Annotated in this window: 1 protein-coding gene; it reads right to left on the bottom strand. The window is 51.6% G+C overall.

Translation table 11 applies throughout. The features are described 5' to 3' along the window. On the bottom strand, positions 1-96 hold a 96-nt coding region (locus EZM41_RS08320; protein ID WP_269778890.1), incomplete at its 3' end, for an NAD(P)-dependent oxidoreductase. Between the last annotated feature and the right edge of the window lie 288 nt (positions 97-384).

Below are 384 nucleotides of genomic sequence, written 5' to 3'. Positions count from 1 at the left end.
CCCCGCAAGTTTACCGCTCTTCAGGGCTTCATAAGCCGCCGCCTCATCGACGATGCCACCTCTGCCCGCGTTCACCAAATATGCGCCATCTTTCATCATGGCTATCTGAGGGATAGAGGCCCGGAGGCGGTGCGCGTTTCTTTTCCTCCCTCTATTTTTAGAGGCGTTGGGGTATTCCGGGACTTTCTTTCGAGTTTAAAGGGTTTCGACTTGAGAGGGATGCCCTTTGAAGCCGTTCAGGGTCAATACATCTATTAGTCCAACAGCCAAGGCTTGAAGCAATGTCGACACAGCAGCGCAGACAATATCTTTGTTTCTGGGGCATATCCGCTATGGCCTGAGGCTCTCATAGATGTAGCCTCTCCATCCCTCTTTACTACTTCT

It is taken from the genome of Acetomicrobium sp. S15 = DSM 107314 (assembly GCF_016125955.1).
Classification (GTDB): domain Bacteria; phylum Synergistota; class Synergistia; order Synergistales; family Thermosynergistaceae; genus Thermosynergistes; species Thermosynergistes pyruvativorans.
This window is presented reverse-complemented; position numbering and strand designations above follow the sequence as displayed.